The sequence below is a fragment of the Neptuniibacter pectenicola genome (assembly GCF_001597735.1).
In the GTDB taxonomy this organism is placed as follows: Bacteria; Pseudomonadota; Gammaproteobacteria; order Pseudomonadales; family Balneatricaceae; genus Neptuniibacter; species Neptuniibacter pectenicola.
In genome coordinates, this window is record NZ_LUTS01000125.1 from 1 (window position 1) to 271 (window position 271).

General features: G+C 50.2%; 2 tRNA genes. Both read left to right on the top strand.

The features are described from left to right. Window positions 1–77, top strand: a tRNA-Ile gene (locus A3773_RS17170). A gap of 119 nt (window positions 78–196) precedes the next feature. Continuing rightward, window positions 197–269: transfer RNA gene (locus A3773_RS17175), tRNA-Ala, on the top strand. The last annotated feature ends 2 nt before the right edge of the window (window positions 270–271 follow it).

A 271-nucleotide genomic window follows, 5' to 3' on the forward strand; every position in this document is an offset into this window, starting at 1 on the left:
AGGCTTGTAGCTCAGCTGGTTAGAGCGCACCCCTGATAAGGGTGAGGTCGGTGGTTCAAGTCCACTCAGGCCTACCAATTTTGATTGATACGTCGTTATTTAATACCTCACATAGAGGACTATGTGTCGGCATTAAATGCCTAGTCTCAACCAAAATACGCTTGAACGAATTGAGTATTATGGCTGCCACGTTTATGGGGCTATAGCTCAGCTGGGAGAGCGCCTGCTTTGCACGCAGGAGGTCTGCGGTTCGATCCCGCATAGCTCCACC